The sequence below is a fragment of the Mesorhizobium humile genome (genome assembly GCF_033977215.1).
Classification (GTDB): domain Bacteria; phylum Pseudomonadota; class Alphaproteobacteria; order Rhizobiales; family Rhizobiaceae; genus Mesorhizobium; species Mesorhizobium humile.
In genome coordinates this window covers 41,909-68,245 of sequence record NZ_JAVIIV010000021.1, presented here as the reverse complement: position 1 = coordinate 68,245, position 26,337 = coordinate 41,909, and the positions used below count along the sequence as shown (strand labels likewise).

Sequence of the window (26,337 nt, the reverse complement as noted above, 5' to 3'; positions counted from 1 at the left end):
GACCCTTTGTAGGTTGCGCATGATCCTTTCCGAAAACCGAACTGGTTTTCGGGGTCATGCGCCAAAATGGGAGATCGATGATGAATGCATTCCTGAAGTCGTGCACGGCGCTGACTGTCGCGCTGACTTTTTCCGGTCAGGCCATCGCCCAGGTCAAGGAACTCGGCAAGGGCGAGGGCGAGGTCAACATCGTTGCCTGGCCGGGCTATATCGAGCGCGGCGAGACCGACAAGGGCTATGATTGGGTGACGGCTTTCGAGAAGGAGAGCGGCTGCAAGGTCAACGTCAAGACCGCCAACACCTCGGACGAGATGGTCTCGCTGATGAACGAGGGCGGCTTCGATCTGGTCACCGCTTCAGGCGATGCTTCGCTGCGCCTCGTCGCCGGCAAGCGCGTCCAGCCGATCAACACCGACCTGATCCCGAGCTGGAAGAGTGTCGACGACCGGCTGAAGGACGCGCCATGGTTCACCGTCGACAAGGTGCATTACGGCGTTCCCTACCAATGGGGTCCGAACATCCTGATGTACAACACCGAAGTCTTCAAGGAAGCGCCCAAGAGCTGGAATGTCGTCTTCGAGGAAATGAAGCTGCCCGACGGCAAGTCGAACAAGGGCCGCGTCCAGGCCTATGACGGCCCGATACACATCGCCGACGCCGCCAACTATCTGATGTTCCACAAGCCGGAACTCGGCATCAAGGACCCCTACGAGCTCAACGAGGACCAGTACAAGGCGGCGCTCGCTCTCCTGCGCACCCAGCGCACGCTGGTCGGCCGCTACTGGCATGACGCTGCGATCCAGGTCGACGACTTCCAGAACGAGGGCGTGGTCGCTTCCGGCTCCTGGCCCTATCAGGTCAACACACTGGTCGCCGCCAAGAAGCCGGTCGCCTCGACCGTGCCGGAAGAGGGCGTCACCGGTTGGGCCGACACCACCATGATGGAAGCCGACGCCGCCCATCCGAACTGCGCCTATATGTGGCTCGAGCATTCGCTGTCGCCGAAGGTCCAGGGCGACGTCTCGGCCTGGTTCGGCTCGCTGCCGGTCGTGCCCGCCGCCTGCAAGGGCAACGAGCTGCTCGGCGACGAAGGCTGCAAGACCAACGGCTACGAGAATTTCGACAAGATCAAGTTCTGGAAGACGCCGGTGTCGAAATGCGCCAGCCAGAACGACCAGTGCGTGCCCTATTACCGCTGGGTGTCGGACTATATCGGCGTCATCGGCGGGCGTTAGCGCTCTTACCCTCCCCCTTTGTGGGGGAGGGTCGACGCAAAGCGTCGGGGTGGGGGCAGTCTGATAGGTTCGCGCTATCACCCCCACCCGCGGCTTCGCCGCGACCTCCCCCATCGAGGGGAAGGTAGGGCGCCGTGCATCCCTTCTAAACCGGCAACGAAACAAACCGACCCATGACCTCCGCCGTTTCCTTCAAACAAGTCTCGCGCCATTTCGGCAGCGTGCGCGCCGTCGACGCGGTGGATCTGGAGATCGCGCCGGGCGAGTTCTTCGCCATGCTCGGGCCTTCCGGGTCCGGCAAGACGACCTGCCTCAGGCTGATCGCCGGCTTCGAGCAGCCGACGGCAGGCTCGATCTCCATCTTCGGCGAGCGCGCCGAAGGCGTTCCGCCCTACCGCCGCAATGTCAACACCGTCTTCCAGGACTACGCGCTGTTCCCGCATCTGAACGTGCTCGACAATGTCGCCTACGGCCTGATGGTCAAGGGCGTCGGCAAGGCCGAGCGGCTGAAGGCGGCGGAAGAGGCGCTGTCGCTGGTGCGGCTGCCGGGCTATGGCGTGCGCCGCCCCGGCCAGCTTTCCGGCGGCCAGCGCCAGCGCGTCGCGCTTGCCCGTGCGCTCGTCAACCAGCCCAAGGTGCTTTTGCTCGACGAGCCACTCGGCGCGCTTGACCTCAAGCTGCGCGAGAACATGCAGGAGGAGTTGAAGTCGCTGCAGAAGGCGCTCGGCATCACCTTCGTCTTCGTTACCCACGACCAGGGCGAGGCGCTTTCCATGGCCGATCGCGTCGCCGTGTTCAATGACGGCAGGATCATGCAGATCGGCACGCCGGAAGACATCTACCAGCGCCCGAACACACGCTTCGTCGCCGATTTCGTTGGCTCGTCCAACGTGCTGCCGCCGGATTTTGTCCAGCGCTACTCCGGCCAGCATCGCTGGGGAAGCCTGCGCCCGGAATCCATACGCGTTTCAAGCGCAACCAGCGGCGACGGCGTCGCCGCGCGCCTCGTCGGCACCAACTACCTTGGCGCCACCACGAGGCTGGCGCTCGATGCCGATGGGTTGAGGCTGCATGCGGTGGTGCCGGCCGGAACAGCGCTGCCGGCTGAGGGCGGGGCGGTCATGCTCACCTTCAACCGCGATAGCCTGCATCTGATGGACGAGCCGGCATGATGAAGGTTTGCGCGAGGCGCCCCCCTCTGTCCTGCCGGACATCTCCCCCTCTAGGGGGGAGATTGGCTGTCCCTTCGGGTTTCGCCAATCTCCAACGTGGCAGAATGGGCGGGGCCGAGAAACTGCTGATCTCCCCCCTTGAGGGGGAGATGTCCGGCAGGACAGAGAGGGGGGCGAAGGATCTCGGCCTCTCAGGTAATCCCCATCAACACGCGGTGGCGCCATGACCATCGCCGCTGTCCAATCCAACCCCACCCCCGCCATTCTGCCCGGTAGCGGCGGCATCCGTGGCGCGGTCTCCGACCTCTTCTGGCACCGGCCCAGGCTTCTGCTGCTCCTGATGCTTCTGCCGCCGGTGCTGTGGCTGGGCATCGTCTACATCGGCTCGCTGTTCGCGCTGCTCGCCCAAAGCTTCTTCTCCATCGACGAGTTCTCCGGTCTCATCAATCGCCAGTTTACGCTGAAGACCTATGGCGACCTGTTCCAGGCCGCCAATCTCGACATCATCCTGCGCACGGTGACGATGGCGGCGCTGGTCACGCTGGCCTCCGCGATCGTCGCCTTCCCCATCGCCTATTACGCGGCGCGCTATGCGCGTGGCCGCTGGAAGGCGCTGTTCTATCTCGGCGTCATGCTGCCGCTGTGGTCGAGCTATCTGGTCAAGATCTACGCCTGGAAGCTGATCCTGGCCAAGGAAGGGATCCTCACCTGGCTGCTCGCCAAGCTGAACCTTCTGTGGCTGCTCGATGCCTGGCTTTCGCTGCCCATCGTCGGCGGCAACTCGCTGTCGGTCTCCTTCACCGGCACCTTCATCGTCTTCGTCTATGTCTGGCTGCCTTTCATGATCCTGCCGGTGCAGGCCGCGCTCGAGCGCGTGCCCGGCAATCTGGTCGAGGCCTCGTCGGATCTCGGCGCCTCGCCCGGCCAGACTTTTCGCAACGTGCTGTTCCCGCTGGCGCTGCCCGGCATCGTCGCCGGCTCGATCTTCACCTTCTCGCTGACATTGGGCGACTACATCATCCCGCAGATCATCGGCACCTCGCGGCTCTTCATCGGCCAGGCCGTCTATTCGCAGCAGGGCACCGCCGGCAACATTCCCTTGGCCGCCGCCTTCACCGTGGTGCCCATCGTCATCATGGGCTTCTACCTCTGGGGCGCCAAGCGCATGGGGGCTTTCGATGCGCTCTGACCGCGGCCAATCCGCTCCGCTCGGCCTGAAGATCGCCGCCGCCTGCGGCCTGCTCTTCCTGCATCTGCCGATCCTCCTGATCTTCGTCTATGCCTTCACGACGGAAGAGAAGAGTTTTGTGTGGCCGCCGCCGGGGCTTACCACGCAATGGTTCGCCGTCACCTGGAACCGCCTGGACGTATGGGATGCGCTGTCGCTGTCGGTCCGCGTCGCCGCCATCTCGACGACGATCGCGCTGGTGCTCGGCACGCTTTGCGCCGCCGCCGTCTCGCAGACGCGCTTCTTCGGTCGCGAGACCATTTCGCTGCTGGTCATCCTGCCGATCGCGCTGCCCGGCATCATCACCGGCATTGCGTTGCGCTCGGCCTTCGCGCTTGCCGACATCCCGTTCTCGTTCTGGACGATCGTGCTCGGCCACGCCACCTTCTGCGTGGTCGTCGTCTACAACAACGCCGTCGCCCGTTTCCGCCGCACCTCCGGCTCGATGATCGAGGCCTCGATGGACCTCGGCGCCGACGGTTTCCAGACGTTCAGGCATGTCGTGCTGCCGAACATCGCCACGGCGCTGCTTGCCGGCGGCATGCTCGCCTTCGCGCTCTCCTTCGACGAGGTCATCGTCACCACCTTCACCGCCGGCCAGCAGCAGACCGTGCCGATCTGGATGCTGGAGGAGCTGATCCGCCCGCGCCAGCGCCCGGTCACCAATGTCGTGGCCATGGTCGTCGTGCTGGTGACGCTGCTGCCCATCCTCTTTGCCTATTACCTGACCCGCGACGGCGACCAGATCGCCGGCAGTGGAAAATGAAAGCAGCGAATAGTGAATAGTGAATAGTGAATAGTGAATAGAAAATGCGCGATGGAGATCGTCACTACTCACTAATGACTACTCACCATTCACTATTCACCATTCACTTCTCTTAAGGAGAAACCCCATGGACACCCAAATGCTCATCGGCTCGAAATTCGAGAAGGGCACCGAAACCGAGGAGCCGATCCTCAATCCGAAGACCGGCGCGACGATCCTCAACCTGCCGGAGGCGAGCCCGGCGCAGATCGAGGCTGCAGTCAGTGCAGCCGAACAAGCGTTCGTCGGTTGGTCGCGCACGACGCCCGCACAGCGCTCCGGCTATCTGCTCAAGATCGCCGATCGCATCCAGGCCGAAGCGAAGGAGTTCGCCGCCCTCGAGGCGCTGAATTGCGGCAAGCCGATCAACGCGGTGCTCAATGACGAGATCCCCGCGATCGTCGACTGCTATCGCTTCTTCGCCGGAGCGGTCCGTTCGATGCCCGGCCAGGTGGCCGGCGAATATATTCCAGGCCACACCTCGATGGTGCGGCGCGATCCGGTCGGCATCGTCGCTTCCATCGCGCCGTGGAACTATCCGCTGATGATGATGGCCTGGAAGCTGGCGCCGGCGATCGGCGGCGGCAACACGGTCGTCTTCAAGCCGTCGGAACAGACGCCGCTCACCGCCCTGAAGCTGGCGAAGATCCTCGCCGAGGTGTTGCCCGAGGGCGTCGTCAACGTCGTGCTCGGCCGTGGCGACAGCGTCGGCAACACGCTGATCAACCACCCAAAGGTCAACATGATCTCGATCACCGGCGACGTCGCCACCGGCAAGAAGGTGCTGCAGGCGGCCGCCAAGTCGGTCAAGCGCACGCATCTGGAGCTCGGCGGCAAGGCGCCGGTCATCGTCTTCGACGATGCCGACCTCGGCGCTGTGGTCAATGGCCTGCGCGCCTTCGGCTATTACAATGCCGGCCAGGACTGCACCGCCGCCTGCCGCATCTATGCCGGCAAGAAGGTCTACGACAAGCTTGTCGCCGACCTCTCTTCCGCCGTCTCGACCATCAGATACAACCAGCCGGACGACACCGAGAACGAGATCGGACCCTTGATCTCGCGCCGCCAGCGCGACCGCGTCTCGAGCTTCGTCGAGCGCGCATCGGAGCTGAAGCACATCGAGATCACCACCGGCGGCAAGCCGGGCGAGGGCTCCGGCTTCTATTACCAGCCGACCGTCGTCGCGGGCGCGCTGCAGGAAGACGAGATCGTGCGCCGCGAGGTGTTCGGCCCGGTCGTCTCGGTCACCCGCTTCTCGGATGTCGACGAAGCGGTGAACTGGGCGAACGACAGCGACTACGGCCTTGCCTCGTCGGTGTGGACGAAGGACGTCTCGCGCGCCATGGCGACGGCCGCGCGCCTGCAATATGGCTGCACCTGGATCAACACCCACTTCATGCTGACCAACGAGATGCCGCATGGCGGGTTGAAGCAGTCCGGCTACGGCAAGGACATGTCGCTCTACGCGCTGGAGGATTACACCGCCGTTCGCCACGTGATGGTGGCGCACGGGTAAAGCAGTCCCAGGAAAAGTGCGCGCGGGTTGAGTTCGGCGGCTTTGCCGCCGTCTTCCGTCCGCAATTGCGCAGGAAAACACGTGCTATTTCGGCCGCCGCAACTGACGGCCGAAATTGGCCTTACTGCTACTCCCCCGCACCGGCGGCCAGAGCCTATGAGCTACGCCGCCGTCCTGCCCTGCACCGCCGACAAGGCTGGCTTGATGTTCTGGTTGACCCGGAAGACGTTGGACGGGTCGTAAGCGCGCTTCACCTGGCTCAGCCGCTCATAGTTTGCGCCGTAGCTCGCCCGCACGCGTGCTTCTCCTTCGTCGTCCATCATGAAATTGACGTAGCCGCCCTCGCCGTTGTGGGGGTGGATGCTCGCCCAGTAGTCCTTGGCCCACTTGGTGAGGGCGGCGGCCTTGCCTGGATCGGGATCGATGGCGGCGATGACCATTGACCAGGTCGCGTCGCGCGCGTTCCATGCCGTCTCGTTCTTGCCGACACGGCGGACGGCGCCGTCGATCGGGTAAAGATGCATTAGCGACAATTCGCTCGGCGCCTCGGCGGCCTGCGCGACATGGGTGGCGATGGCTTCGTCGGGAAGCGACTTGACGAAATCGCCCTTCCAATACCATTGCAGGCCCTTCGGAAGCAGCGGATCGAATAGCGCCTGCAAGGCCGGGAATGGCATCACGCCCATCCAGTTGAAGATCGGCGGCGGCAAATTGTCGAGCAGCGGCGCCATGGCCTTGCGCCCGTCCTCCTCCGTGCCGTTGTAGCAGGAGATGATGGCGCAGGCGCGCTTGCCCCAATATTCGCGCGGGAAGGGGTCGGTCGAGGGAACCGACTTCAGGCCGACAAAAGCGCCGAGATCTTCCGGTGCCGCCGGCAGATAGTCGCGATAGGCGCGCATGACGGCCGGAGCGTCCTTGGCCTCCCAGAACACCGGGCCGCCGAAGATCATGTTTACAGGATGGGCCTGGAACAGGAAGCTCGTCACGACGCCGAAATTGCCGCCGCCGCCCCGCAGCGCCCAGAACAGGTCGGGGTTCTCGACTTTGCTGGCTGTCACCACGCTGCCGTCGGCCAGCACCAGATCGGCTTCGACCAGATTGTCGATGGTGAGACCGTATCTGCGCGTGAGATAGCCCGTCCCGCCGCCGAGGGTAAGACCGGCAACGCCCGTGGTCGAGACGATGCCGGCCGGAACAGCGAGCCCGAAAGGATGAGTGGCATGGTCCACGTCACCCGAAGTGCAGCCGGGCGCGACCCTCACGGTGCGTGTTTTCGGATCCACATGGACCCCCTTCATCATCGACAGGTCGATGACGAGGCCGTTGTCGCAAATCCCCAGCCCGGCGCCGTTGTGCCCGCCGCCGCGCACGGCGATCAGCAGGTCGTTGGCGCGCGCGTATTTCACGGCGGTGATCACGTCGGCGACATCGGCGCAACGTGCAATCAGCAGCGGGCGCTTTTCGATCATGCCATTGTAGACCTTGCGGGCCTCGTCATAGCCGGCATCGTCACGCAGGATCACCTCTCCGCGCAGGCTTTCACGCAGTTTTGCATGGGTTTCGTCGGTCATCGGTTTGCTCCCTTGATTGCGCCCACCGCCATGCGGCGTCGGCGCGACGCATTTGTTGCTTTGTTATGCCGCCTCGACGGGCGGATGCGTTGGATGGTGCAGGAAGATCACATTGCACCAATCCGGTGCTCGCCGCTTCGCCCGAAAGGACCAGCGGGGTATGGCCCGGGAGAGCCATGGTCGCGCAGCCGGTAGCTGCCGTGGAGACTAGCCGCGTCCGACGGCTACGGCATGGTGGAAGGCGGCCGCCGTCGCGGCCACCCATCCATCGTGCCAGCCTCCGCCAATGCCCAGCCGCGGCTATTCGACGATCAAAACTATTCGACGATACGGTAGATCTGCCAGAGGCTGGTGCCCGACACCACATAGGGCTCGATCTCCTTACCCCATTTGGCATGCGCATCGATCTTGCCGATCTTGGCGAAGAACTCCTCCAACTGGGCCAGGCTCTTGACCTGATGATGAGACTCGACCGTCGCCTCGCGCGCGCCGATCGAGCCGGTCATGATCTGGAACTGCAGATCGGCGAGGCCAACCTGTGAGCCGATTTCGCGTTCCCACTTCTTCAACAGCTCGAGCACGGTCTGCTTGTGCCCGAACTTGGCGTCGATCTGCCATCTGGCGCTGAACATGCTGGTTCTCCTCACGATTGCGGCCCGGGCCGCTGTTGATTGTCGGCGGTTGAACTATTCGTCCCAGGCCTGCACGACGGTCTGCTTTGCGATCCGACCGTTCTTCAGCTCCAGCATCGCCGCGCAGTACACTTTTGTGCCGTCCGGATAGGCGCAGGCCTGCATGAAGGCGAGGTTGTCGCCCTCGGCGACGGTGGTGTCGACCTTGTGGGTCATCGCCCTGCTGCAGATGTCGTCCCAGAACGTGCTGATCGCCGCGCGGCCGCGGATTTCGCGCGGCTTGCTCGGCGGGTTGTTGCGGTCGATCACCCGCACCACCGCATCGTCATTGTAGAAGCTCGACAGCAACTTGCCGTCGCGGCCTTCGATCGCCTTCTTGATCGCGGCGCCGTCCACTGTTTTTGTCTTGGTCAGCATGTCATCCTCCATGTGCCCATCGTCCTGGGCGGTTGATATTCGAAAATGCTGCCCGGCTCGTTGCCGGGCAGGGATTTCTCACTGCGACTTGGCCTTGACGGCCGCGAACACGTCGTCCGTCTGTTTCTTGAAGGTCGCCAGGTCGACCTGGCTGCCGTTGAGCATCGTCGACCAGTGGCGCACGATCGCCGCCATGGCCACCGCCTCCTTGATCTCCTCGTCGCTCGCGCCGTTGAGCTTGGCGGCCTCGGTGTGGAAATAGATGCAGTACTGGCAGGGGATCTGCGCGGCGACCGCAAGGCCCAACAGTTCCTTGGTCTTGCCGTCGAGCGCGGTCTTGGGGTTGAGCTGAACGCCCTTGATCTCGGCCCAGGCGCCGGCGACCGCCACATCGGGCAAAGTCTTGAACATGTCGGGCACCGAGCCGAGGGTGGCCTGGATGTCCTTGTAGGCGGCGGTCGCCGAAGCGTCTTCGGCATGCGCAGGGGTGATGGCCAGCAATGCGCCCGCGGCGAATGCCAGCAATCCGATCTTGCGACTGAGTTTCAGCATTTCATCCTCCATTTCACAGCGCCCTTCCGGCGACATCGCCCGGCCTGCATGGGGAGAATTGATACCGCTTACAGGGCCTCCGCCGCTTCGCCCGAAAGCGCCATGGCTCTCATGGCCCGTCCGGGCCAGCGTGCCGTGCTGAGAAGGCCGCCGCTGCCGCCCGCGACGGCAGGTCTAGCTTGAGCAGGATATTGGCGACGTGCCGCTTGACCGTGTGCTCGCTGAGGTCGAGTTCGGCTGCGATCGCGGCATTGCTCTTGCCGTCGGCGATCAGGCTCACCACCTCGCTCTCGCGCGCCGTCAGCGCGGCCGGCTCGGCGGGCCTTGCCTTGGGCCGGCAGGCCGGCTCCAGATGCTGCTCCGACGTCGCCAGAACCGCCGGCATGGGCTCGTCCAGCTCATCAAGGCTGACACGGCCGGCATCGACGAAATGCAGGCCGGAACCGACCGCGAGATCGGCGACCAATCGGGAGGCGAGGATGTCGCCGCGCCCGGCATGCGCGGCGAGCTGCATCGCCACCCGCGCCGTCAGGCCCACCGGCTGGCCGCGCATTTCGATCTCGCCGACATGCGCGCCTTGCGCGCTCGCCACGCCGATCTGCTGCGCCGCCTCGCGCAATGCCGCGGCGCAGCGTACGGCTCGGGCCGGCCCATCGAAGCGCGACATCATCATTTCGCCATGCGTGCCGGCCGTGCGGCCGCCATGACGGCCGACCAGAAGCCGCCAGGTCTCCTGGAAGCGTTGGCTGCGCTCGCCCCACATGCGATCGCCAAGCTTGGCCGTGTCGTAGATGCGCGTCACCAGCAGCGCCGCCAGCACGCGCTCGGTATCTGCCATCGCGGGTTCGCCGGTGAGGCATTCCTCGATCAGGTCGGCCACGCGATCGACATCGCCGGTCCAGATCGGATGATCGCGCCCGGCTATCTCGACCAGCCGGGCATGCGGGATCTTCTTCGCGAGGAAGCGGCTGGCATCGGGATCGACACGGACGTCGTTGCGGCGATGGATGAGCAGCGTCGGCGCGCTGATCATCGCCAAGATGCCGCGCACGTCGATCCCGGCGTTCATCCGCGCAAGGGCAGCCGCGGCCGTCGGGCTCGCCGACAGCCGCTCGAACCGGGCCCACCACTGGGCAAAATGCGCATCGTCGACCCGGCCGGGCGCGAAATTGGGCAAGGTGGCGCCGGTGCCCCAGGAGGTCTCCGCCGTTTCGATGAAGGCTTCCAGCCGTTCCGGCGGCATCACCCATTTGTGGAAATGCGCATAGGCGCCATAGAGGACAAGCGCGCGCGTCCGCTCCGGATAGGTGGCGGCGAACAGCATCGCCATCGGCGCGCCTTCCGAGGCGCCCAGGATCGCCGCGCGGCCGCTTCCGGCGGCGTCCATCACCGCGCGCACGTCGTCCATGCGGGTCTCTAAGCTGGGCAGATGATGGGTATCGACGCGGTCGGAAAGCCCGGTGCCGCGCTTGTCGAACAGGATCAGCCGCGAGAAGGCGGAGAGCCGTTTCAACAGGCGGCTGTAGCCTTCGTCTTCCCAATGCAGGTCGAGATTGGAGATGAAGCCCGGCACGAAGACGAGATCGAACGAACCCTGGCCGACCACCTGATAGGCGATCCGCACCTCTCCGCTGCGCGCGTATCTGGTCTCGATCGGCCTCACGCAAGCTATCCCGCCCGGCCAGACGATTTCCTGTCGCCGACCATAGCAGAAGCGGGCCGTCTAAGGCAGCATAACTTTAGAGAGGTGAAATATAAGACCTTTGCCGCCGACGGAGCGTGTGGCGCTGTCAGCGTGAAACAGCGCGCGCCGCCTATGCCTGCCTGGCGTAGCCGAGGCTCTTGTCGGCCTGATCCGGTGTCGGTGGCCGCTTGATCCTGGCCGAGGCGGCGATCACGAGGTCGTCGAAATTCTCGGTGCCGGCGTCCAGCATCTCGAAGAACTGGCGCCGCATCCGCGGCTCCCAGAACTTGTTGATGTGCTCGGCAACGCCGGCAATGCCTTCCTCGCGCGGCTTCGAATGGAAGAAGGTGGCGATCTGGTTGGCCATGCGCACCAGCTTTTCCCTGGTGTTGGCGATGTGGTCTTCGTCATGCGACATGCTTGGCAACTCCGGAAACCACCCGTTCAGGGTGGGTGAAAATATCGAAATCGTCGCCGCGAACCAGCGCCACCAGCGTCATGCCGGCGGCCTCGGCGGTGCGGATGGCAAGCGCGGTCGGCGCCGAAACCGCCATGATGATCGAAGCGCCGATGGCGGCCGTCTTCTGCACCATCTCCACCGACACGCGCGAGGTCACGACGACGGCGCCGGCGGCACCATCGATGCCGGCCTTGGCCAGCGCGCCGGCAAGCTTGTCCAGCGCGTTGTGGCGGCCGACATCCTCACGCGCCATCACGATGCCCTTGCCGGGAACGTAGAAGCCGGCTGCATGCACCGCGCCAGTCTCGGCGTGCAGCGGCTGCACCTTCGACAGCAGCCGGACGGCGCTGGTGATGTCCTCCGCCTGAAGCGTAAGCCGCGACGCACCAACTGCGTCGACCGAGCGCATCGCTTCCTCGATGGATTCGATGCCGCACAAGCCGCAGCCGACCGGCCCGGCAAGCCGGCGCCGCCGCGCCTGGAAGCGCGTGTTGGCCTGGTCCTTCAGCCGGATCTGGATATCGATGCCGGCGCCAAGATCCTCGACCTCGATCGCCTCGATCTCTTTCGGGTCGGCGATGATGCCTTCGGTCAGCGAGAAGCCGAGCGCGAAATCCTCGAAATCGGCGGGGCTTGCCATCATCACCGCATGCGTTGTGCCGGCAAAGGAGAACGCCACTGGCGTCTCCTCCGGCACCATGCGGTTCGCGGCCGCGGTGCCGCCGGCGCGATGCGCCAGCCGCGAGATTTGCGTCGTGGCTTTGCGCCGCGCGGTCAAGACTACTCCGCCGCCGCCAGCGGAGCGATGCGGCGGCTCTGCTTGGCCTGCTCGTTATAGTCCTTCTGCCAGTCGGTCGGGCCGTTGGACGGCGCCACCTGCACGGCGGTGACCTTGTATTCCGGACAATTGGTCGCCCAGTCCGAGAAATCGGTCGTGATCACGTTGGCCTGCGTGTCCGGGTGGTGGAACGTCGTATAGACGACACCCGGCGAGACACGGTCGGTGATCAGCGCGCGCAGCGTGGTTTCGCCCGAACGGCTTGCCAGCCGCACCCAGTCGCCTTCGCGCACGCCACGAACTTCGGCGTCATGCGGATGGATCTCCAGCCGGTCCTCGGCGTGCCACATCGAATTCTCGGTGCGCCTGGTCTGCGCGCCGACATTGTATTGCGACAGGATACGCCCGGTGGTCAGCAGCAGCGGATAGCGCGGGCCGGTTCGCTCGTCCGTCGCCACATATTCGGTGCGGATGAACTTGCCCTTGCCGCGCACGAAGCCGTCGACATGCATGATCGGCGTGCCGAGCGGCGCCTTGTCGTTGCAGGGCCACTGCACCGAGCCGACGCGGTCGAGCAGCTCGAACGAAACATTGGCGAAGCTTGGCGTCGTCTTGGCGATCTCGTCCATGATCTGCGAGGGATGCGTGTAGTTCCAGTCGAGCCCGATGGCGCGGGCGAGTTCCTGCGTCGCTTCCCAGTCGGCATAGCGCGCCTTCGGCTCGATGACCTTGCGCACCATGTTGATGCGGCGCTCGGCATTGGTGAAGGTGCCGTCCTTCTCGAGGAAGGTCGAGCCAGGCAGGAAGACATGCGCGTAGTTCGCCGTCTCGTTGAGGAAGAGATCGTGCACCACCACGCATTCCATCGCCGCAAGGCCGCCGGCGACATGCTTGGTGTCGGGATCGGACTGCAGGATATCCTCGCCCTGGATGTAGATGCCCTTGAACGAACCGTCGACGGCGGCGTCGAGCATGTTGGGGATGCGCAGGCCGGGCTCGTCGTCCAGCTTCACGCCCCACAGGCTCTCATAGATGTCGCGCACCGCCTCGCCCGAGATATGCCGGTAGCCGGGCAATTCATGCGGGAAGGAACCCATGTCGCAGGAGCCCTGCACATTGTTCTGGCCGCGCAGCGGGTTCACGCCGACGCCGGGACGGCCGATATTGCCGGTCGCCATGGCGAGATTGGCGATCGCCATCACCGTGGTCGAGCCCTGGCTGTGCTCGGTCACGCCGAGGCCGTAATAGATCGCGCCGTTGCCGCCCTTGGCATACATGCGCGCGGCGCCCCGGATCAGTTCCGGATCGACGCCGGACAACTGGCCGACAACTTCCGGGCTGTTTTCAGGCAGCGCAACGAAGGACGCCCAGTCCTGGAACTCGGCCCAGTCGCAGCGCTCGCGGATGAAGGCCTCGTCGAACAGGCCTTCGGTGACGATGACATGCGCCAGCGCCGTCAGCACCGCCACGTTGGTGCCGGGCTTCAAGGGCAGGTGATAGTCGGCCTCGACATGCGCCGACTTGACCATCTCGGTGCGGCGCGGATCGAGCACGATCAGCTTGGCGCCCTGGCGCAGCCGCTTCTTCAGCCGCGAGGCGAAGACGGGATGGGCGGAAGCCGGATTGGCGCCGATGATGACGGCGACGTCGGTGAATTCGACCGAGTCGAAATCCTGCGTACCGGCCGAGGTGCCGTAGGTCTGGCCGAGACCGTAGCCGGTCGGCGAGTGGCAGACGCGGGCGCAGGTGTCGACATTGTTGTTGCGGAAGCCCTGCCGCACCAGCTTCTGGACGAGGTAGGTCTCCTCGTTGGTGCAGCGCGAGGAGGTGATGCCGCCGATCGCGGTGCGTCCATACTGATACTGGATGCGGCGGAACTCTTTCGCCGTGTGGGCGATCGCCTCTTCCCAGCTCACTTCGCGCCACGGGTCGGTGATCTTCTCGCGGACCATCGGCGACAGGATGCGGTCCTTGTGCGTGGCATAGCCATAGGCGAAGCGGCCCTTGACGCAGGAATGGCCGTGGTTCGCCTTGCCGTCCTTGTAGGGCATCATGCGGATGACCTCGTCATCCTTGACTTCGGCCTTGAACGAGCAGCCGACGCCGCAATAGGCGCAGGTGGTGACGGCCGAGCGCTCCGGCATGCCCTTTTCGAGCACGGTCTTCTCGCGCAGCGCGTCGGTCGGGCAGGCCTGCACGCAGGCGCCGCAGGAGACGCATTCGGAAGCGATGAAATCCTCATGCATGCCGGCGACCATGCGCGACTCGAAACCGCGGCCCTCGATGGTCAGCGCGAAGGTGCCCTGCACCTCTTCGCAGGCGCGCACGCAGCGCGAGCAGACGATGCACTGCGCCGGATCGTAGGTGAAATAGGGGTTGGATTCGTCGCGGGCGATGTAGTCGACCGCCAGCGAGCCATGGCCGGGCGCCACACCGCCTTCTTCCTTGACGTGGTTGCGGCCTTCAACGCCGTAGCGGTTCTCGGAGAGACCGACCGACTTTGCCACCGCGTCGAATTCGCTGGCGCCGGTGCCGGCCTTCTCGTTCCAGCCGGTCGGGTGGTCCGAGACATAGAGTTCCATGACGCCGCGGCGGATGGCGTCGAGCCGGTCCGACTGCGTGCGCACCACCATGCCTTCGCCGACCGGCGTCGTGCAGGAGGCCGGCGTGCCGCCGCGCCCTTCGATCTCGACCAGGCAGACGCGGCAGGAGCCGAAGGAGTCCAGCATGTCGGTGGCGCAGAGTTTCGGGATCTCGACCCCGCCTTCCATCGCCGCGCGCATGATCGACGTGCCTTCCGGCACGGTGATGCTTTGCCCGTCGACGGTCAGCGTGATCTGCTTCGTTGCCTTCGACTCCGGCGTTCCGTAGTCGATCTCTTCGATGAGTGTCGGGAAGTCGGCCTTGATGTTCATCTGCCAGCTCCTATTCAGCCGCCACGCGCGCCGGCGCGGGCTTGAAATCCTCGGGGAAATGCGTGATCGAACTCATCACCGGATAGGGCGTGAAGCCGCCCAGCGCGCAGAGCGATCCGAACTTCATGGTGTTGCAGAGGTCGGTGACCAGAGCGAGGTTCTTCTCCGCCTCGATGCCTGCGGCGACCTTGTCCAGAACCTCCACGCCGCGCGTCGAGCCGATGCGGCAGGGCGTGCACTTGCCGCAGCTTTCGATGGCGCAGAACTCCATGGCGAAGCGCGCCTGCTTCAGCATGTCGGCCGTGTCGTCGAACACCGTGATGCCGGCATGGCCGATCAGACCGTCGCGCTTGGCGAATTCCTCGTAGTCGAAGGGCGTGTCGAACAAAGCGCGCGGGAAATAGGCGCCGAGCGGGCCGCCGACCTGCACCGCCTTGACCGGACGTCCCGAAGCCGTGCCGCCGCCGATGTCGTCGACGATTTCGCCGAGCGTCAGGCCGAAGGCCGTCTCGAACAGGCCGCCATTGCGAACGTTGCCTGCGATCTGGATCGGGATCGTGCCGCGCGAGCGGCCCATGCCGAAATCCTTGTAGTAGGCGGCGCCCTTGTCCATGATGATCGGCACCGAGGCCAGGCTGATCACATTGTTGATCACCGTCGGCTTGCCGAACAACCCTTGAATGGCGGGCAGCGGCGGCTTGGCGCGCACCACGCCGCGCTTGCCCTCGAGGCTGTTCAGCAGCGAGGTTTCCTCGCCGCAGACATAGGCGCCGGCGCCGACGCGGATCTCCATGTCGAAAGCGTTGGGCGAACCCAGCACGTTGACGCCCAGCACGCCCGCCTTGCGGGCGATGGCGACGGCCTTGTTCATCGTCGCCACCGCATGCGGATATTCCGAGCGGATATACACGAAACCCTTGGTCGCGCCGGTGGCGACGCCGGCGATCGCCATGCCTTCGATCAGCACGAAGGGATCGCCTTCCATGATCATGCGGTCGGCGAACGTGGCGCTGTCGCCCTCGTCGGCGTTGCAGACGATGTATTTCTGCTCGCCCGCCGTATCCAGCACCGTCTTCCACTTGATGCCGGTCGGGAAACCTGCGCCGCCGCGACCGCGCAGGCCGGACTCGGTCACCTGCTTGACCACATCGGCCGGCGTCATGGCGACGGCGTTCTGCAGGCCGCGCAAACCGCCCAGCGACTTGTAGGCGTCGAGCGACAGCGGGTCGTTGATGCCGCAGCGCGCGAAGGTCAGCCGCGTCTGCTTGGCGAAGAAGGGGATCTTATCGGGCGAGCCGAGCCAGCGCTTGTGGTGGCCGCCGGTGAGAAAGCCGCTGTCGAACAGGCTCTTGACGTCGGACGCCTTCACCGGTCCGTAGGCGACGCGGCCGTTGGCGGTCGCGACCTCTACCATCGGTTCCAGGAAATAGGCGCCGCGCGAGCCGTTGCGCACGATCTTGGCCTCGACGCCGCGCTCCTTGAGTTCCTTCTCGATCGCCTTGGCGACCTTTTCGGCGCCGAGCGCCAGCGCGCCGGAGTCTGCCGGGATATAGATGCGCGGGATCATGAACGTACCTCCGCGACGATCTCTTCGATCTTCTCGTCATCGAGCCGGCCGATGACTTCGCCGTCGAGCATCGCCGACGGCGAGCAGGCGCAAAGCCCGAGGCAGTAGACCGGCTCCAGTGTAACCGATCCGTCGCGCGTGGTCTCGTGGAAATCGATGCCGAGCAACTGCTTGACCTTGGCCGCGACGGCGTCCGAGCCCATCGACTGGCAGGCTTCTGCCTGGCAAAGCTTCAGCACGTGCCGTCCGGCTGGCTTGGCGCGGAAATCGTGATAGAAGCTGACCACGCCGTGCACTTCGGCTCGGGAGAGGTTCAGCCCGTCGGCGATCACCGGCAGCGCGTCCTTCGGAACGTGCCCGAACTCTTCCTGTATGCTGTGCAGGATCGGCAGCAGCGGGCCTTCCAGGCCCTTCATCTCGTCAATGATCGCCGCCGTGCGCAACGCGATCTCGGTACTTGCGGCCTGCATGATCACGCAGCGCCCTCCCTGGTCGTGGCGGCCAATGTATGTCACCCCTGGATATAGTGCGGTTTCGGGGCAACGACATGCATAGGGCGCAATATCGCTAAGTCCTTACGAAATCAGAGGAAACCTCCGAAATCAATAAAGCGCTCCCGTCGCTCGATAGAAAATTTCTATCGAAATCGGGTAGCCCGCATTGTCTAACCTAGCGGTGGGCGCGGAAATCGTCCGCCAGCGCCATCGCCTCGTCCAGCAGCGCCTGCACCAGCGGCGTGTGCGGCTCGCCCGGCGCCGCCACCAGCCCGACCGTGTGGCTGGCATCCGGCTCGACGATCGGGATCGCCCGGATCGGTTCGGAAAAGCCGAATGTTTCCGCAAGGTTGAGCGGCATGATCGACGACCATTTGCCGGTACGGATATGCGAGAAGAGCACGATCATCGAATTGGATTCCAGCGTCGGCCGCACCTGCACGCCGGCTTCCGCCAAATGCTGATCGATGATGCGGCGGTTCTGCATATCCGGCGTGAGAAGACACAGCGGCAGCTGGCTGATCTCGGCCCACGTCACTTTGTCGCGGTCGGAATATGGGTTCCCGACCGCCGTGATCAGCTGGTAGCGCTCGTCATAGAGCGGCACGCTGGTGACGCGCCCGAGCGGCTCGTTGTCGAGATAGGTGATGCCGGCATCGACATCGAAATTGCCGAGCAGCGTCAGCACCTCGATCGAGGTGCGCGACAGCACCGAGAAGGTGACGCCCGGATGCTTTTCGCGGAACGGCGTCGTCAGCCGCGCCACCATGGCCAACGCAGTGGGGACCGCCGCGATGCGGATGCGGCCGGCAAGGCCGTGGCGCGCCGCGCGCATCTCCTCGCGCATCGTCCTTGTGTCGCCGACGATGCGGCGCGCCCAGGTCAGCACCTGCTTGCCTTCCGGCGTCAGGCCCTGGAAGCGCGAGCCGCGCAGCACCAGCATGACGCCGAGCTGCTCCTCGAGCTGCTTGATGCCGGCCGACAAAGTCGGCTGGGTCACGCCGCACACCTCCGCGGCCCGGCCGAAATGCTCCTCCTTGGCCAAAGCGATGAAGAATTCCAGTTTGTCGATCATGCCGTCCGATCCGCAGCGGTTTGCCCAAGGTCGGGGAAATCGCCCCGCTTCGCAAGACGCATGCGCAATCGACCTCGTCCACATTTTTGAGCCGGCTATCTGTTTTCCCGCGCCGCCCATGGCGTTATGTGGGATAGGCGGAAGCAAGGAGGGACGACATGCTGGGCTGGTTTCGCAAGCTGTTGCCGCGCGAGGATCGCTTCTTCGATCTGTTCGAGCGGCATTCGCGCACCGTGGTCGGCGGCGCCGAGGCCCTTGAGCAGCTTCTCCAGGGCAAGGACATCGACCGCTGGTGCCAGAAGATCGTCGATCTCGAAAACGAGGCCGACGGCATCACCGCTGAGGTTCTGCTTGCCGTTCGACGCTCCTTCATCACCCCGTTCGACCGCGGCGACATCAAGGACTTGATCCAGTCGATGGATGACGCCATCGACATGATGCACAAGATGGTCAAGACGGTGAAATTGTTCGAGGTCAGCGAGTTCGACCCGCTGATGCGGGAAATGGGCGGCGTCATCGTCCAGGCCGCCCGATTGGTCGCGGAGGCAATCCCGCTGCTCGGCAAGGTAGGCGCCAACGCAGCGCGCCTCAACGCCATCGCCGAGGAGGTGATGCGCGTCGAGGGCCGCGCCGACGATCTGCACGAGCAGGGCCTGAAGGACCTGTTCAGGCGCCACGGCCGCGGCGACGCCATGGCCTATCTGATCGGCTCGGAGATCTATGGCCAGTTGGAGAAGGTGGTCGACCGTTTCGAGGATGTCGCCAACGAGATCAGCGGCATCGTCATCGAGAACGTCTAGGCGATGGAAGCCACGATCGCTTTTCCCCTGCTGATCGGCCTCGTCGCCGTGGCGCTGTTCTTCGATTTCCTCAACGGCCTGCACGACGCCGCAAATTCGATTGCAACCATCGTCTCCACCCGGGTGCTGAGGCCGCATTACGCGGTGTTCTGGGCGGCTTTCTTCAATTTCATCGCTTTCCTGTTCTTCGGCCTTCATGTCGCCGAGACGGTCGGAAAAGGCATCGTGGACGCCAGCATCGTCACGCCGGCGGTGATTTTTTCCGCGCTCGTCGGGGCCATCGTCTGGAACATCGTCACCTGGGTCGCCGGCATCCCGTCGAGCAGTTCGCACGCGCTGATCGGCGGGCTGGTCGGCGCCGGTGTCGCCAAGGCCGGAACCGGCGCCATCGTCTGGTCGGGGCTCGGCAAGACGGTCGCTGCCATCGTGCTGTCGCCGGCGACCGGATTCGTGCTGGCGCTCGTCCTTGTTCTCATTGTTTCGTGGCTGTTCGTGCGCCAGACGCCGTTCGCCGTCGACAACACGTTCCGCGTGCTGCAGTTCTTTTCCGCCTCGCTCTATTCGCTTGGGCATGGCGGCAACGACGCGCAGAAAACCATGGGCATCATCGCCGTGCTGCTCTATTCGCAAGGCGCGCTCGGCCCGACTTTCTATGTGCCGCTCTGGGTGGTGCTCACCTGCCAGTCGGCGCTGGCGCTGGGCACGCTGTTCGGCGGCTGGCGCATCGTCCACACCATGGGCTCGAAGATCACGCGGCTGAACCCGATGCAGGGGTTTTGCGCCGAGACCGGCGGCGCCTTGACGCTTTTCGCCGCCACCTGGCTCGGCGTTCCGGTTTCGACGACGCATACCATCACCGGCGCCATCATCGGCGTCGGCGCCGCCCGCCGCGTCTCCGCCGTGCGCTGGGGCATCGCCGGCAACATCGTCGTCGCCTGGGTGATCACGCTGCCGGCGACGGCGGCGATCTCCGCACTGACCTATCTCGCGACGCGCTTGGCCGCATGATGCGGCCCGGATCGCGGCTGCGGCATTATTCGCCCACCAGGTTCAGGATGTTGCCGTCGGGGTCCTTGAACCAGGCCACCTTCATGCCGGAGCCGACATGGATGTCGCCTTCGAGCGACAGTCCAGGCATATCGTAGTGCTCGAAGGTGATGCCCTTCGACTTCAGCGACTTGACGATAGGCTCGATCCGGTCGCCCACTGCCCAGGTTGCGGCCGTCGCCTTGTTGGTGCCGGCGAATTGCGAGTGATAGACATTGATGAGGGTGTCACCGCTTTTGTAGACGATCAGTTCGCCCTCCATGTCGTCCACTTGGCTGAGGCCCAGCGTTCCCTCGTAGAACGCCTTTGCCTTGGCGATGTCCTTCACCGCGAGATTGGCTGTCACATTGCTGTTTTCGAGCATGGCTGTCTCCTTCCCCGGTTGTCGTGATGGCAATGGAAATAGCGCGGGCGCGCCGTTTGGCTACGACCTGGCCCCGAATCTGAACCATGGCCCTGGCCAAATCCGACGCCATCCGTCGCTTTCCGGGGCACGCCGGGCGAGCCATTGCGCCACGGCTTGGTTCTGCCGGCAAACTGCACTATCTGGAACGCCAAAGCCCCGAGGAAAGATCATGTCCGTTACCAAGGAATCCGTCGTCGAGCGCCTGAAGACGGTGAACGGGCCGGATTTTACCGGCAACATCGTCGATCTCGGCATGGTCTCGGAGATTTTCATCGCCGATTCGAAGGTATTCTTCTCGATCACCGTTCCCGCCGCCCGCGCCCAGGAGCTGGAGCCGTTGCGCGCCGCCGCCGAACGCGCGGTGAAGGCGATCCCCGGCGTCGCCAGCGCCGTCGTCGCGCTGACGGCGGAGAAGAAGGGCGGCGGCATGGAAGCGCCGGTTCCGGCGCGCCCTGCCGCCCCGCGGCCCGCCGCTCCGCCGCCGCAGCGTCCCGCGCCGCACGCGCCCGCATCGCAGAGCCATGGCAAGCGCGGGGTGCCAGGCATCGACGCCATCATCGCGGTCGCCTCCGGCAAGGGCGGCGTCGGAAAATCGACCACCGCCGTCAACCTGGCGCTCGGCCTTGCTGCCAACGGGTTGAAGGTCGGCGTGCTCGATGCCGACATATATGGCCCATCGATGCCCAGGCTGCTCAACATCCACGGCCGGCCGCAGACCGTCGACGGCAAGATCCTGAAGCCGATGCAGAATTACGGCCTCAAGGTGATGTCGATGGGCTTCCTCGTCGATGAGGAGACGCCGATGATCTGGCGCGGCCCGATGGTGATGTCGGCGCTGACGCAGATGCTGCGCGAAGTCGAATGGGGTCCGCTCGACGTGCTGGTGGTCGACATGCCGCCCGGCACCGGCGATGCCCAACTCACCATGGCCCAGCAGGTGCCGCTCGCCGGCGCCGTCATCGTTTCGACGCCGCAGGACCTGGCGCTGATCGACGCGCGCAAGGGCCTCAACATGTTCAAGAAGGTCGATGTGCCGCTGCTCGGCATCGTCGAGAATATGAGCTACTTCCTCGCGCCGGACACCGGTAAGCGCTACGACATTTTCGGCCATGGCGGCGCGCGCCGCGAGGCCGAGCGCCTCGGTGTCACCTTCCTCGGCGAGGTGCCGCTGGAAATGGGCATCCGTGAGAGCTCGGACGCCGGCGCCCCGGTCGTCGCCTCGAAGCCGGAGGGCGCCGAGGCGAAGATCTACCGCGACATCGCATTGAAGGTCTGGGATCGGGTCCAGCAAGAGCGCGGCGCGGCCGAAGCCGCCGTGCCCAGCATCGTGTTCGAATAAACCCTTTCCCTCGAGGGGAGGGTCAGGCGCCGACCTTCTCGCCGAATGTCGAGAAGAACTGCCCGGCCAGTTTCTTCGAAGTCGACTGGATCAGTCGGCTGCCGAGTTGGGCGATCTTGCCGCCGACCTCGGCCTTGGCGGCATATGTGAGCACTGTCGCATCCGGCCCTTCGGCGGTCAGCGTCACGTCGGCGCCGCCCTTGGCGAAGCCGGCAATGCCGCCCTTGCCCTCACCCTGAATGGTGTAGGAATGCGGTGGCTTGAGGTTCTTCAGCGTGACTTCGCCGTTGAAGGTCGCCTTGATCGGCCCGATCTTGAGCACCACGGTCGCCGCCATCTCGGTGTTCGAGGTCTTTTCCAGGCTTTGGCAGCCCGGAATCGCCTCCTTCAGGATTTCCGGGTCGTTGAGGGCTTCCCACACTTTCTCGACGGGTGCGGCGATCCGCTCCTCGCCTTCGATCACCAAAGCCATCAAGACCTCCCGCGTTTGCTGATGCCGATTGGTCGTAGCGCGCGGGCCGGGACAAGTCTATCGCACCAAAGTCCGGGTTCTGGCTGCGCCTGCCTCTTGCCTGCATGAGCGCATTGTCCTATCGATTTGTCATACAAATACGGAGACCACCATGGCAGGCGCCCCCACCAAGAAGAAGAAATTTCGCTCGCAGGAGTGGTTCGACAATCCCGACAATCCGGGCATGACGGCGCTCTATCTCGAGCGTTACCTCAATTACGGCCTGACGCGCGCCGAGCTGATGTCGGGCAAGCCACTGATCGGCATCGCGCAGACCGGTTCCGACCTTTCGCCCTGCAACCGGCATCATCTCGAACTCGCCAAGCGCGTGCGCGAGGGCATCGTCTCGATGGGCGGCATCCCGTTCGAGTTTCCGTGCCATCCGATCCAGGAGACCGGCAAGCGCCCGACCGCCGCGCTCGACCGCAACCTTGCCTATCTCAGCCTCGTCGAGGTGCTTTACGGCTATCCGCTCGACGGCGTCGTGCTGACCATCGGCTGCGACAAGACCACGCCGGCGCTGCTGATGGCGGCGGCCACCGTCAACATTCCGGCGATCGCGCTGTCGGTCGGCCCGATGCTGAACGGTTGGCACAAGGGCAAGCGCACCGGCTCCGGCACCATCGTCTGGGAATCCCGGCAAAGACTTTCGGCCGGCGAGATCGACTATGACGAGTTCATGGACATCGTCGCCTCCTCGGCACCCTCGACCGGCTATTGCAACACCATGGGCACCGCCACAACGATGAATTCGCTGGCAGAGGCGCTCGGCATGCAGTTGCCGGGCTCGGCCGCCATCCCCGCGCCCTATCGCGAACGCGGCCAGATCGCCTACGAGACGGGCAAGCGCATCGTCGACATGGTGCATGAGGACCTGAAACCGTCCGACATCATGACGCGCGGGGCCTTCGAGAACGCCATCGTCGTCAACTCGGCCATCGGCGGCTCGACCAACGCGCCGATCCACCTCAACGCCATCGCACGCCATCTCGGCGTGCCGCTCGACAATGACGACTGGCAGAAGATCGGCCTCGACATTCCGCTGCTGGTCAACCTGCAGCCGACGGGCGAGTATCTCGGCGAGGACTATCACCATGCCGGCGGCGTGCCGGCCGTCGTTGCCGAACTGATGAAGGGCGGCCTGCTGCCGCATCCCGATGCCATCACCGTCAACGGCAAGTCGATGGGCGACAATTGCAGGGATGCCGTCAACGAGAACCAGGATGTCATCCGCAGCGCCGACAAGCCGCTCAAGGCCAATGCCGGCTTCATCAATCTCAAGGGCAATCTGTTCGATTCCGCCATCATGAAGACCAGCGGCATCTCGCCCGAATTCCGGGAGCGTTATCTCTCCAACCCGAACGACCCTGAGGCTTTCGAAGGCAACGCCATGGTCTTCGACGGGCCGGAGGATTACCACGCCCGCATCGACGACCCGGCGCAGGGCATTGACGAGCACACGATCCTGTTCATGCGCGGCGCCGGTCCGGTCGGTTATCCGGGCGGCGCCGAGGTGGTCAACATGCAGCCGCCAGCCTACCTCATCAAGAAGGGCATCCATGCGCTGGCCTGCATCGGCGACGGCCGCCAGTCCGGTACCTCCGGCTCGCCGTCGATCCTCAACGCCTCGCCGGAAGCCGCGATCGGCGGCGGCCTTGCGCTGCTCAAGACCGGCGACCGCGTCCGCATCGACCTCAAGAAGGGCACGGCCAATATCCTCGTCAGCGACGAGGAGATCGCCAAGCGGCGCGCCGCGCTGCAGGGCAATGGCGGTTATCACTATCCCAAGCACCAGACGCCCTGGCAGGAGATCCAGCGCGGCATGGTCGACCAGTTCTCGGCCGGCATGGTGCTGAAGCCGGCGGTGAAGTACCAGGACGTCGCGCACACCAGCGGCGTGCCGCGCGACAATCACTGATCGTGTAGTCGGCTAAATCATGAGGGCGGCTCGCCGATGGCGGGTCGCCCTTTTCTGTTGCCCTTGTTTTGTCTCGACGGAACCCACAGATAAGCTCGACCTCGGCAGCCTGCGAAGGGGAGAGATATAGTGGCGAAACGGCGTTCTTCCCTCGGCTTCCTCGGCATGTTCGGCCGCTCCGGCGATCTGCGCCAGCTCGACGAGGCGCTGCGTGCGGCCGACCTGCATCCCGCCCTGGTTCCCGAGGGCGTGAAGCTCACCATCGTCAACCTGATGAACGACCGCTGGCCGGACGAACCGCCGGCGGACGCCTATCAATCCGTGGCGCAGCTCTGCGGCTATTGCGTTGCCGGACCGGAGGTGTTCGAGCAGGCCAACGGCCGGGAGCCGACATTGGCGGTCGAGCGCCGCATCGAGGCGGCGCTGGAGGCCGGCGACAGCTTTGATGCGCAGATCGTGCTGATGACGCTGCACGCCAAGCTGATCAATGCCGAAGTCGTCGAGCGCTACCGGCTGACCGTCGAATGATGGAGCTCACCCGCCCATGCCGCTGCGCGGCAGCTTGATCATCTCGCCGAAGCGGGCGCGCAGCTTGTCGTCGAGCAGGCGCGAGACGTGGCGCGGGAAACGCTCGGCAAGCACGCGCTTCTTCTCCGCGATTGCCCGCGACAGGATGTCGGGCCGGCCCTTTTCGTTCCATTCCTTGGGGGAGAAACGGTCGCCGACGGCGGGATAGAAATACTCGGTCTGCATCAGCTTCAGCGTCTGATCGTTGCCGAGATAGTGTCCGGGACCCTTCATGCAGACATCGGCGATGGTGTCGATCGACAGCGCCTCGTCGGTCACCTCGATGCCGCGCACGCAGCGCAGGCAGTGTCCCAGCATGTCGTTGTCGATGATCAGGCTTTCCAGGCAGAAGCCAAGCAGCGAGGCATGCATGCCGGCCGACTCATAGACGAGATTGAGGCCGGCAAGACCGGCCATCACGTCGGTGATGCCCTTTTCATAGCCAGACTGGATGTCGGGCAGTTTCGAATCCGTCATGCCGGCGGCCGAGCCGCCGGGCAGGTCGTAATATTGCGCCATCTGCGCGCAGGCCGCGGTCAGCATAGCCTGTTCGGCCGAGCCGCCCGACATGGCGCCGGTGCGGAGGTCGGATACGAAGGGCCAGGTGCCGAAGATCGCCGGATGCCCAGGCTTGATGGCATTGACATAGACTAGGCCCATCAGCACTTCCGCCACCGCCTGCACGACGGCGCCGGCGATCGCGGCGGGTGCCGTAGCGCCCGCCTGGCCGGCGGAGAGCAGCAGGATCGGAATGCCGCCTTCGACGCAGGCTTCGAGCACGCCGCAGGCGTCCTCGGCGAACTTCATTGGCGGCACGACGAAGCAGTTCGAGTTCGACACGAACGGCCGCGCGCGGAAATTCTCCTCGCCGCCGGCGATCGCGTAGAGCATTTCCAGCGCCGGCTTGACGTTCTCGCGCACGGTGAACGAGGTGCCGACATGCTTGGACGTCCCCATCACGCAGGCATAGAGCGTGTTGAAATCCATATCGAGCGGATCGGGGATGTCGCGCGGCACCATGGTGCGCTGGAAGAAATGGATATTGTCCAGCCCGTCGACGAGACGGGCGGCGTCGTAGAGATCCTGCAGCAGCGATTCGCGATATTCGCGCTTCTCGACGTCGACCAGATGCACCGCCGCGCCCGCTGTGCCGTAGTGCACGCGTTTGCCCTGGATCAGCATGTCGTGCTTCGGATCCTGGCCGTAGAGGGTGAAGTTGCGCGCCGCTCGTTTGATCGTGTCCAGCACCAGCGCGCGCGGCAGCCGGATGCGGCCGTCGTCGCCATAAATGCCGCCGACCCGGGTCAGCGCTTCGATGCATGACGGGATGGCGTTGGCGAAGCCGACCGTCTCGAGGAGCGTCAGCACTGCTTCGTGGATGCGTTCGCGGTCGTTCTGGCTCAACGGACCATAGCTGCCGCCTTCAAGCCCCGCCCGCACCGGACGGATATCGTCGGCCAAAGGCGCCGCCCGCATCGCGCGGCGCGCTTCGCGTCCGCCGGAACGCCGCGAACGCTGGTCCGCCGACGCTTCCTGCTTCTCAAGAGCCACTGACATGGAAGCACTCCACCTTTGTCTTTTATCTGCGAGGCGGTCCGCGGCGGTTGGTCCACCATCGGTCTGCCTCGTCCCCTTCTGGCCCCGACTA

The 26,337-nt window shown here is 64.7% G+C and carries 24 protein-coding genes; 10 read left to right on the top strand and 14 right to left on the bottom strand.

The window, feature by feature from the left end:
• The first annotated feature begins 80 nt into the window (after positions 1-80).
• The 5 genes from RFM52_RS26030 (at position 81) to RFM52_RS26010 (ending at position 5,956) form a co-directional block, all read left to right on the top strand.
• The gene (locus RFM52_RS26030; protein WP_320294474.1) at positions 81-1,235 is read left to right on the top strand and encodes an ABC transporter substrate-binding protein; all 1,155 of its coding nucleotides are present in this window, start codon (positions 81-83) and stop codon (positions 1,233-1,235) included.
• 173 nt (positions 1,236-1,408) lie between these two features.
• Complete coding sequence (locus RFM52_RS26025; protein ID WP_320294383.1) at positions 1,409-2,407, top strand: ABC transporter ATP-binding protein; 999 nt, start codon at positions 1,409-1,411, stop codon at positions 2,405-2,407.
• 223 nt (positions 2,408-2,630) lie between these two features.
• Positions 2,631-3,596, top strand: a complete 966-nt coding sequence (locus RFM52_RS26020) for an ABC transporter permease (protein ID WP_320294384.1) — start codon at positions 2,631-2,633, stop codon at positions 3,594-3,596.
• Complete coding sequence (locus tag RFM52_RS26015) at positions 3,586-4,401, top strand: ABC transporter permease (protein ID WP_320294385.1); 816 nt, start codon at positions 3,586-3,588, stop codon at positions 4,399-4,401. The genes RFM52_RS26020 and RFM52_RS26015 overlap by 11 nt, the downstream gene beginning before the upstream one ends.
• 127 nt (positions 4,402-4,528) lie before the next feature.
• Positions 4,529-5,956, top strand: a complete 1,428-nt coding sequence (locus RFM52_RS26010) for a gamma-aminobutyraldehyde dehydrogenase (protein WP_320294386.1) — start codon at positions 4,529-4,531, stop codon at positions 5,954-5,956.
• Positions 5,957-6,117: 161 nt separating this feature from the next.
• Here the strand turns inward: RFM52_RS26010 and RFM52_RS26005 are convergent, their stop codons facing one another.
• From RFM52_RS26005 to RFM52_RS25955, 11 genes are all read right to left on the bottom strand, one after another.
• Positions 6,118-7,527, bottom strand: coding sequence for an FAD-binding oxidoreductase (locus tag RFM52_RS26005; protein WP_320294387.1), 1,410 nt, complete (start codon positions 7,525-7,527; stop codon positions 6,118-6,120).
• Positions 7,528-7,844: 317 nt separating this feature from the next.
• Positions 7,845-8,159 carry a hypothetical protein gene (locus RFM52_RS26000; protein WP_320294388.1) on the bottom strand — a complete coding sequence of 105 codons (315 nt, stop codon included), beginning with the start codon at positions 8,157-8,159 and terminating at the stop codon, positions 7,845-7,847.
• Between the two features lie 54 nt (positions 8,160-8,213).
• Positions 8,214-8,576: a nuclear transport factor 2 family protein gene (locus RFM52_RS25995; protein ID WP_320294389.1), complete on the bottom strand. Its 363-nt coding sequence runs from the start codon at positions 8,574-8,576 to the stop codon at positions 8,214-8,216.
• A gap of 78 nt (positions 8,577-8,654) precedes the next feature.
• The gene (locus RFM52_RS25990; protein ID WP_320294390.1) at positions 8,655-9,128 is read right to left on the bottom strand and encodes a carboxymuconolactone decarboxylase family protein; all 474 of its coding nucleotides are present in this window, start codon (positions 9,126-9,128) and stop codon (positions 8,655-8,657) included.
• Positions 9,129-9,237: 109 nt separating this feature from the next.
• Complete coding sequence (locus RFM52_RS25985) at positions 9,238-10,791, bottom strand: alpha/beta fold hydrolase (protein WP_320294391.1); 1,554 nt, start codon at positions 10,789-10,791, stop codon at positions 9,238-9,240.
• 151 nt (positions 10,792-10,942) lie between these two features.
• Positions 10,943-11,230: a formate dehydrogenase subunit delta gene (locus RFM52_RS25980; RefSeq protein ID WP_320294392.1), complete on the bottom strand. Its 288-nt coding sequence runs from the start codon at positions 11,228-11,230 to the stop codon at positions 10,943-10,945.
• Complete coding sequence (gene fdhD, locus RFM52_RS25975) at positions 11,220-12,050, bottom strand: formate dehydrogenase accessory sulfurtransferase FdhD (protein ID WP_320294393.1); 831 nt, start codon at positions 12,048-12,050, stop codon at positions 11,220-11,222. Before fdhD ends, RFM52_RS25980 begins: the two co-directional genes overlap by 11 nt.
• Positions 12,051-12,052: 2 nt before the next feature.
• Positions 12,053-14,965 (bottom strand): formate dehydrogenase subunit alpha, encoded by a 2,913-nt coding sequence (gene fdhF, locus RFM52_RS25970; RefSeq protein WP_320294394.1) that lies wholly within the window; start codon positions 14,963-14,965, stop codon positions 12,053-12,055.
• Positions 14,966-14,975: 10 nt separating this feature from the next.
• Entirely contained in the window at positions 14,976-16,532 is a 1,557-nt protein-coding gene (locus RFM52_RS25965) for a formate dehydrogenase beta subunit (RefSeq protein ID WP_320294395.1), read from the bottom strand.
• Entirely contained in the window at positions 16,529-17,008 is a 480-nt protein-coding gene (locus RFM52_RS25960; RefSeq protein WP_320294396.1) for a formate dehydrogenase subunit gamma, read from the bottom strand. Before RFM52_RS25960 ends, RFM52_RS25965 begins: the two co-directional genes overlap by 4 nt.
• Before the next feature lie 193 nt (positions 17,009-17,201).
• On the bottom strand, positions 17,202-18,101 hold the full coding sequence (locus tag RFM52_RS25955) for a LysR family transcriptional regulator (protein WP_320294397.1): 900 nt from the start codon (positions 18,099-18,101) through the stop codon (positions 17,202-17,204).
• Positions 18,102-18,259: 158 nt separating this feature from the next.
• Between RFM52_RS25955 and RFM52_RS25950 the strand changes: the two genes are divergently transcribed.
• Positions 18,260-18,901, top strand: a complete 642-nt coding sequence (locus RFM52_RS25950) for a DUF47 domain-containing protein (RefSeq protein ID WP_320294398.1) — start codon at positions 18,260-18,262, stop codon at positions 18,899-18,901.
• A 3-nt stretch (positions 18,902-18,904) separates the two neighbouring features.
• Complete coding sequence (locus RFM52_RS25945; protein WP_320294399.1) at positions 18,905-19,909, top strand: inorganic phosphate transporter; 1,005 nt, start codon at positions 18,905-18,907, stop codon at positions 19,907-19,909.
• 25 nt (positions 19,910-19,934) lie between these two features.
• Here the strand turns inward: RFM52_RS25945 and RFM52_RS25940 are convergent, their stop codons facing one another.
• Complete coding sequence (locus RFM52_RS25940) at positions 19,935-20,312, bottom strand: VOC family protein (RefSeq protein WP_320294400.1); 378 nt, start codon at positions 20,310-20,312, stop codon at positions 19,935-19,937.
• A gap of 211 nt (positions 20,313-20,523) precedes the next feature.
• Between RFM52_RS25940 and RFM52_RS25935 the strand changes: the two genes are divergently transcribed.
• Positions 20,524-21,693: an Mrp/NBP35 family ATP-binding protein gene (locus tag RFM52_RS25935; protein WP_320294401.1), complete on the top strand. Its 1,170-nt coding sequence runs from the start codon at positions 20,524-20,526 to the stop codon at positions 21,691-21,693.
• Between the two features lie 22 nt (positions 21,694-21,715).
• On the opposite strand, the gene RFM52_RS25930 is transcribed toward RFM52_RS25935, so the two are convergent.
• Complete coding sequence (locus RFM52_RS25930) at positions 21,716-22,165, bottom strand: SRPBCC family protein (protein WP_320294402.1); 450 nt, start codon at positions 22,163-22,165, stop codon at positions 21,716-21,718.
• 151 nt (positions 22,166-22,316) lie between these two features.
• On the opposite strand from RFM52_RS25930, the gene RFM52_RS25925 reads away from it, so the two are divergent.
• Together RFM52_RS25925 and RFM52_RS25920 are read left to right on the top strand one after the other, a co-directional pair.
• A complete protein-coding gene (locus RFM52_RS25925) occupies positions 22,317-24,122 on the top strand; it encodes an IlvD/Edd family dehydratase (RefSeq protein WP_320294403.1) in 1,806 nt (601 codons plus the stop codon).
• Positions 24,123-24,251: 129 nt separating this feature from the next.
• Positions 24,252-24,650, top strand: coding sequence for a hypothetical protein (locus RFM52_RS25920; RefSeq protein WP_320294404.1), 399 nt, complete (start codon positions 24,252-24,254; stop codon positions 24,648-24,650).
• Positions 24,651-24,656: 6 nt separating this feature from the next.
• On the opposite strand, the gene RFM52_RS25915 is transcribed toward RFM52_RS25920, so the two are convergent.
• Complete coding sequence (locus tag RFM52_RS25915) at positions 24,657-26,246, bottom strand: trimethylamine methyltransferase family protein (RefSeq protein ID WP_320294405.1); 1,590 nt, start codon at positions 26,244-26,246, stop codon at positions 24,657-24,659.
• Between the last annotated feature and the right edge of the window lie 91 nt (positions 26,247-26,337).

Coding starts and splice junctions, on each gene's coding strand:
- RFM52_RS26030 (WP_320294474.1), top strand. CDS start 81: ATGAATGCATTCCTGAAGTCGTGCACGGCGCTGACTGTCGCGCTGACT.
- RFM52_RS26025 (WP_320294383.1), top strand. CDS start 1,409: ATGACCTCCGCCGTTTCCTTCAAACAAGTCTCGCGCCATTTCGGCAGC.
- RFM52_RS26020 (WP_320294384.1), top strand. CDS start 2,631: ATGACCATCGCCGCTGTCCAATCCAACCCCACCCCCGCCATTCTGCCC.
- RFM52_RS26015 (WP_320294385.1), top strand. CDS start 3,586: ATGCGCTCTGACCGCGGCCAATCCGCTCCGCTCGGCCTGAAGATCGCC.
- RFM52_RS26010 (WP_320294386.1), top strand. CDS start 4,529: ATGGACACCCAAATGCTCATCGGCTCGAAATTCGAGAAGGGCACCGAA.
- RFM52_RS26005 (WP_320294387.1), bottom strand. CDS start 7,527: ATGACCGACGAAACCCATGCAAAACTGCGTGAAAGCCTGCGCGGAGAG.
- RFM52_RS26000 (WP_320294388.1), bottom strand. CDS start 8,159: ATGTTCAGCGCCAGATGGCAGATCGACGCCAAGTTCGGGCACAAGCAG.
- RFM52_RS25995 (WP_320294389.1), bottom strand. CDS start 8,576: ATGCTGACCAAGACAAAAACAGTGGACGGCGCCGCGATCAAGAAGGCG.
- RFM52_RS25990 (WP_320294390.1), bottom strand. CDS start 9,128: ATGCTGAAACTCAGTCGCAAGATCGGATTGCTGGCATTCGCCGCGGGC.
- RFM52_RS25980 (WP_320294392.1), bottom strand. CDS start 11,230: ATGTCGCATGACGAAGACCACATCGCCAACACCAGGGAAAAGCTGGTG.
- fdhF (WP_320294394.1), bottom strand. CDS start 14,965: ATGAACATCAAGGCCGACTTCCCGACACTCATCGAAGAGATCGACTAC.
- RFM52_RS25965 (WP_320294395.1), bottom strand. CDS start 16,532: ATGATCCCGCGCATCTATATCCCGGCAGACTCCGGCGCGCTGGCGCTC.
- RFM52_RS25955 (WP_320294397.1), bottom strand. CDS start 18,101: ATGATCGACAAACTGGAATTCTTCATCGCTTTGGCCAAGGAGGAGCAT.
- RFM52_RS25950 (WP_320294398.1), top strand. CDS start 18,260: ATGCTGGGCTGGTTTCGCAAGCTGTTGCCGCGCGAGGATCGCTTCTTC.
- RFM52_RS25945 (WP_320294399.1), top strand. CDS start 18,905: ATGGAAGCCACGATCGCTTTTCCCCTGCTGATCGGCCTCGTCGCCGTG.
- RFM52_RS25940 (WP_320294400.1), bottom strand. CDS start 20,312: ATGCTCGAAAACAGCAATGTGACAGCCAATCTCGCGGTGAAGGACATC.
- RFM52_RS25935 (WP_320294401.1), top strand. CDS start 20,524: ATGTCCGTTACCAAGGAATCCGTCGTCGAGCGCCTGAAGACGGTGAAC.
- RFM52_RS25930 (WP_320294402.1), bottom strand. CDS start 22,165: ATGGCTTTGGTGATCGAAGGCGAGGAGCGGATCGCCGCACCCGTCGAG.
- RFM52_RS25925 (WP_320294403.1), top strand. CDS start 22,317: ATGGCAGGCGCCCCCACCAAGAAGAAGAAATTTCGCTCGCAGGAGTGG.
- RFM52_RS25915 (WP_320294405.1), bottom strand. CDS start 26,246: ATGTCAGTGGCTCTTGAGAAGCAGGAAGCGTCGGCGGACCAGCGTTCG.